Below are 5,395 nucleotides of genomic sequence, written 5' to 3'. Positions count from 1 at the left end.
CCTTTTGATCCTGTGCCTCGATAAGAATTGATCAGTGGAGACAGGTCGAGCTGGTCAACAACATCCACCACAAAGCGAGCCATATGACCTTCTGGAAGATAATCCTGGATGCTGGCAGGGAAAAGGTCGGGAGTGTTTCGGTCGACCGGTTTGAACTTCCACTTATTCATAGTGCTTTGAGTGTTACTGGTACTGGAATCAGGATTTTACCTGTTTTGCTGGTTAAGTCCGACAGGCTCCTAGTGGAGAAGATGCTCAGGCAGTCAGAAAAGAAAGTGCCTGATTACCCGTTGCTCCTGATAGAGAAGAAGCAAGCACTGAGGCCTTCAGTTTTGCCACGAAAGAACAGGCAGAGATGAAGTCCAAAAGCATGAAGCTGCGGGAACAATCTTTTTGGAGACACAAACTGGGAGCTGATTTACAAAACCCTCCTGTGTGCATGGAAGTCATCAATCCCAGACCCGAGCAGTATTTTGCATTTCAACCTGTTGCCACCAATGCATACAGCACCAACTGCGCTGGAGCACTAAAAGATCTGAATACGCTGTCAAGACTGGTTAACACTCTGAAATTCTCAACAATGGATGGCACTCAAATGACTCCCGAGGATGTCAAAGAGCTGTCAAAGCACATACAAACTCTGGAAAAAAACATGAAGCGCTGGGAAAAACAAGTTCCCTCACTTCAGGAAATCATGGATCAGGTCTATTATTTTCACCCTATCGTGCGCAGTGGGAAAGTCTTGATCAAAGTAGTGAGAGATCCTCAAAAAAGCCTGACGACGGCCAGTAAAAAACTGACTGATTATCTGAGAGACAAAAAGTCAGAATCAGGTGCTTCACCCCAACCTTCACCGATTTTAAGAAGACGGGGAAGTGAAACTCAGGTCGCCAAGAAATCACCTCCTCTCTTGCCTCGTCTTACAGGACGTTCGAGCTCCTGTCCGGAACTGCTTCCCCCTGAGGAACAGTTTATTCCTACTCTGAGGGTCATTACGCCTTCTCCTGTCAGCAGCAAAGCTCCCAGCAGTATTGGCAGTGATTCTCCTCACAGAGACTTGAGCCCTGAACCCACCCTTGTCTCGACAGAAAAAATTTCTGGTGACACCGACTCCCTGGGAAGACTCACTCCTTGATAACCCCTTATCAATACCCTTCTGGTAGTTTATTCTCTATTGAGAATGGAGACGCACGGGATGAATCACTTGAAAGAATGGATAACAGTGGCCTCTTTACTGCTCCTGACGGGCTGCCAAACAGAAAAAGAGATTGCAGACTGCCCTTACCAGGATCGACAGGAAACGCCTGCCAATGCTGGCTGTCTTATAACCCAGGATGGAAAAGTGGCTGTTGTAACCCAAAGATTGAATGGCAAGTACAACCTGCCCGGCGGTACCTCTGACAGCGACGAAACCTCAAGCTGCACAGCTATGAGGGAAACAGCTGAAGAAACGGGTCATCAAGTCTCAGTGGGGGAGCTGCTGCAGGAATTCGACAACGGCTTTCGACTCTATGCTTGCACCAGTGAAAATCCGACAGAAGCTTTTGCTCCTACCAATACTTATGAAATTGCATCCGTACAATGGCTAAAGCCGGAACAGATCCATCCGGATCAATGGCGATTTCCCAAACACTTTGAAAGACAGATGGAACTGATTCAACAGCAAACCGCCAATAAATAACCATTGCCGTTTATTAAGCCAAGCAGGTGTCATCACTTGGCCTTTAGAGTACCTGCTTTCAGTTCATCCCTAACCTGCATCAGGATACAACCCAGGTAATTTTGGCCGCTCCCATCACGGCCAATACCCCAATCCCAATCTTTAGGGGCATTTTCATAAAGCAGCTTGTCTCCTGTTCCCGACAAACTGCCTCTGAATTTTTTATCCTGCTCAGCCTTGGCTCTGACAGCTTTCAACATGGCATTCATCTTTTCACCACCATGCCAGGCCCCGGCATTCTCCCACTCAAGCTGTCTGGCATTAGCGTACTTCAACGCATCTCGGGGTCCAGGGAGTCGGCTGATTTTTTGTCGATGAGGACTGCCTGCAGGAAACTTGCAGGCCTGGAAGTAATGCTCTGTCGTAGGCCAGGATAAACCGTCTATTTTCAATGCCCGGCCAGGCTGATAAAAATTAGTGAATTCATAGTAATCTTCACCCCGGTTATAAAACTTAACACTGGGTAAGTGCTGACATTGAAGGTATTGGGTATCCCGATGATAATCCTGCCAGCTTTTGATCGGATGAGAGGCAGGACTCGCGGGTAATGATGACACTCTTGCTCTTCCGCCTTCCTGACAGTATTGGGTGGGATCAAAGTCCGCACAGGCAGTAGCAACATCGGAGTTATACCCAAAATCCTGATATAACTGCTGGAGAATCTTGGGAACAAACTCCATAACCTGTTCCAATGGCAGGTCAGCAATGGCTGTCCCTACATTTCTCTGGATGGTGGCGACCACCTGCCCTGAATCCCGTACTTCTTTCGTTTGTTGTGCATTTCTACAAAAAGCCAAATAAATACGATCGAAAACATAAGCTTCGGAGGAACGGGCTTCATCGACGAAAGTCTGTAGATTTTCCCGGGTCATCAGATCCGGCGCATCAATAGGATTCACCGCCCTTTCATTCAACTGATACCGGCCTGAGTTACCACAAAGTGCTGAATGAATATCAACGGTTTCCTGCATCAGCTTATGCTGCTCTTCAGCTTTTACACTGCGCCTGTAACCCAGGAGAGACCAGAAGATTCCAAACCATTCCTTCTCTCTTCCAGCCACCAGCTTGCAATCCCGGGTAGCCGTGCTGGCGCCTATTTTTTCAGAGCCATAACAGGTCATCTGCCTCAGCTGCTCAGACAACTGATCAATTCTATCGCTTAACATGGCCTGCCCCCGGAATAATGTTGGAATCATCCCGGTATCTTTCGGCATTCTGTAAATGGGCTGAAGACTGACTATCTCAAGAGATCAGAGCAGTATCGGGCAGGGGTTACACCCATCTGGCGCTTAAACATGGCAATAAAACTGGAAGATGTACTGTAACCGAGTGTCAGGGCAATTTGCTCAACGGTATGGCCATCAGCCAACATGTCTATCGACTTCACTAATCTCAGACGCTGACGCCACTCACGAAACGACATGCCCAATTCTCTGTAGCAACGCCTCGACAATGTGCGCTCGGTACTGAACACTTTCTGAGCCCAGGATTGCAGGCTGTCATTATTTCCGGGACACTGCTGAATGGCTTCGAGCACCTGTCTCAGCTTCTCATCGTCTGCCATAGGCAGATAGGTTTCAATCGGCGATATACGATTAAAATGATCCAGTAAAACCAGTGCCTGACGTTTATCTTCCTCAGTATCTGTATAAGAAATTCCCCTGTGGATAAAATCCAACATCAGTGACTCAATCACCGCATTCGTAGGATAAACAACAGGCACAGCAGGTAAAGCATCGCAGAAATCCAAACCGATATAGATTGAATGAAACTTCACTGCTTCTCTCTGGTAGCTGGAATGATCCATTTCCGGGGGAATCCAGATCGCATAATGAGGAGGAGAAATAAACTTTCGCCCTCCAATCTCCAGCTCCATGACCCCGGTGCGAACACTGGTCATTTGACCACAACAATGGCGATGCAGCTCTACTGATGAATGTTCAGGAAAGTCGTCATGCCGGATACAGACAGGATTGGGATGCCTCTCAAGGTTCAGAGGCTTGATCTCTTGGTTAGGCATGAGGATTTACTGCTGTCCGGTTTTCAATACTTCTTGTCTGCAAACAACTATATCACAGTGAAAAATGACTCAGATAATACGCTCCCGACTCCAGCTGGTTTCAAAGATTTCCGGCTCTTGCTGTATGGAGCAAAACGACGTTATGAGACTGTTTTATTATCTGTTTCCCCTCACGGCCGTCCTTATCTGGTCAGGCAATAATGTAGTAGGCAAAATAGCCGCTTCGGAAATAGCTCCGGAAGCCATCAGTTTTTATCGATGGGCTCTGGCTGCCCTCTTGCTCACACCTTTCTGCTTTAAAGCAGCCAGAAGACACTGGTCTGTCATCAGACAACACAAGTTGAAGCTGTTTATTTTGACGTTGCTCGGCATGGTGATCTATCAGTCACTGAGCTATGTGGCAGCACACTCAATACCAGCAACCAATATCGGTGTTATTCTGGCATTAACGCCACTGCTTACGGTTCTGATCAGTGTTCCCGCTTTTGGGATATCCGTCACCTGGGGCATTGTTTGCGGGGTATTGATCTCTTTTTATGGCGTCGCTTTCTTTATGTCAGGAGGGCATCCAGCAACACTGTTAAGCGGGTTTGGGCAGGGCGACATACTGATGCTGGTCGCTACACTTTCCTACGCCCTTTACGGTGTCATGGTCAAATACTGGAAAGTGCCACTGCCCACCTGGGTCTTTATTTATGCTCAGGCTGTTATTGCCGCCTGCACCTTACTGCCAACATTTTTATTGGGCTCCACAGATCCCATTACTCCACGCAGTGCCCCACTCATTCTTTATGCCGGAATACTGGCCTCCATTCTGGCCCCTGCACTTTGGGTGATAGCCTTGAATAAACTCAGTGCACACAACACCGCAATTTTTATGAACCTGATGCCCGTATTCACAACATTAATCGCTGTCGTATTACTGTCTGAAAGTCTGCACAGCTATCACTATGTGGGTGGAGGGCTGACTCTGGCAGGCGTGATCCTTTCTCAAAGCTGGCACAGGCCTCTGAGAAAAAAGGCAGCTCACGGTGTCCCAAACCCCGAACATCCAGCTTTAAATCTAAATCGCTCTTGACCTGGATTGGCTCTACCCGATAAAAATGAAACACAAATGTTCCATAAAATAATAAGTCACTCTGGAGAGCATTCAATGAGTCATTTTCAGGTCGGCCTAAAGCCCACGGAAGCGAAGCAATTATTACCTGTAGAAGCTTACACTTCGGAAGAGTGGTTCAAGCGTGAGCAGGAAGAGTTATTCAGTAAGGTCTGGACCTTTGCCTGTAAGTAAATGATCCACGTTCTTAGAACGTGGTTTTGCTTTATGCCCCCCCTATAAGGGGGCTGAAACCGCCAGCCTTCAGAGAAGGCTGGTGAGAGTTGCCCCAAGATTGCAGATTATTTCCTGAAATCTATCTCCTGCTGGAGACGTTCTTTCTTTTCTTGGTACTTCACATATTTACGGATCATTTCTGCATCTACTCCGACAGTATCGACACAGTAGCCTTTTGACCAAAAGTGATTACCCCAATACGGTTTCTTCTTGAGGTACGGAAATTTCGTAAACAGCCTCAAAGCTGTCCGCCCCTTCACCGTTCCCAGAAGCTTCGATATCGAAACCTTCGGAGGCACTTTTACCAGTAAATGCACATGGT

The 5,395-nt window shown here is 47.4% G+C and carries 7 protein-coding genes; 4 read left to right on the top strand and 3 right to left on the bottom strand.

Annotated elements, in window-relative coordinates; genetic code table 11:
- Positions 1-355: 355 nt before the first annotated feature.
- Positions 356-1,135, top strand: a complete 780-nt coding sequence (locus tag WG89_RS03045; protein ID WP_062261076.1) for a hypothetical protein — start codon at positions 356-358, stop codon at positions 1,133-1,135.
- Between the two features lie 60 nt (positions 1,136-1,195).
- A complete protein-coding gene (locus tag WG89_RS03040; protein WP_062261073.1) occupies positions 1,196-1,681 on the top strand; it encodes an NUDIX hydrolase in 486 nt (161 codons plus the stop codon).
- Positions 1,682-1,713: 32 nt separating this feature from the next.
- Here WG89_RS03040 and WG89_RS03035 read toward each other — a convergent pair whose 3' ends face one another.
- Positions 1,714-2,886 carry an NADAR family protein gene (locus WG89_RS03035; RefSeq protein WP_172806689.1) on the bottom strand — a complete coding sequence of 391 codons (1,173 nt, stop codon included), beginning with the start codon at positions 2,884-2,886 and terminating at the stop codon, positions 1,714-1,716.
- A gap of 71 nt (positions 2,887-2,957) precedes the next feature.
- On the bottom strand, positions 2,958-3,740 hold the full coding sequence (locus WG89_RS03030) for an AraC family transcriptional regulator (protein ID WP_062261067.1): 783 nt from the start codon (positions 3,738-3,740) through the stop codon (positions 2,958-2,960).
- A gap of 64 nt (positions 3,741-3,804) precedes the next feature.
- Between WG89_RS03030 and WG89_RS03025 the strand changes: the two genes are divergently transcribed.
- Together WG89_RS03025 and WG89_RS30165 are read left to right on the top strand one after the other, a co-directional pair.
- Positions 3,805-4,818 (top strand): DMT family transporter, encoded by a 1,014-nt coding sequence (locus WG89_RS03025; RefSeq protein ID WP_216638424.1) that lies wholly within the window; start codon positions 3,805-3,807, stop codon positions 4,816-4,818.
- Positions 4,819-4,893: 75 nt separating this feature from the next.
- Positions 4,894-5,031 carry a hypothetical protein gene (locus WG89_RS30165; protein WP_153301399.1) on the top strand — a complete coding sequence of 46 codons (138 nt, stop codon included), beginning with the start codon at positions 4,894-4,896 and terminating at the stop codon, positions 5,029-5,031.
- A 107-nt stretch (positions 5,032-5,138) separates the two neighbouring features.
- On the opposite strand, the gene tnpA is transcribed toward WG89_RS30165, so the two are convergent.
- Positions 5,139-5,395, bottom strand: a 257-nt coding sequence (gene tnpA, locus WG89_RS03020; RefSeq protein WP_153301398.1) for an IS200/IS605 family transposase, incomplete at its 5' end; no start/stop codon positions are given.

This window comes from Endozoicomonas arenosclerae (genome assembly GCF_001562015.1).
Classification (GTDB): domain Bacteria; phylum Pseudomonadota; class Gammaproteobacteria; order Pseudomonadales; family Endozoicomonadaceae; genus Endozoicomonas_A; species Endozoicomonas_A arenosclerae.
The sequence above is the reverse complement of the archived record's forward strand: the minus strand, read 5'-3'. Positions and strand labels throughout refer to the sequence as shown.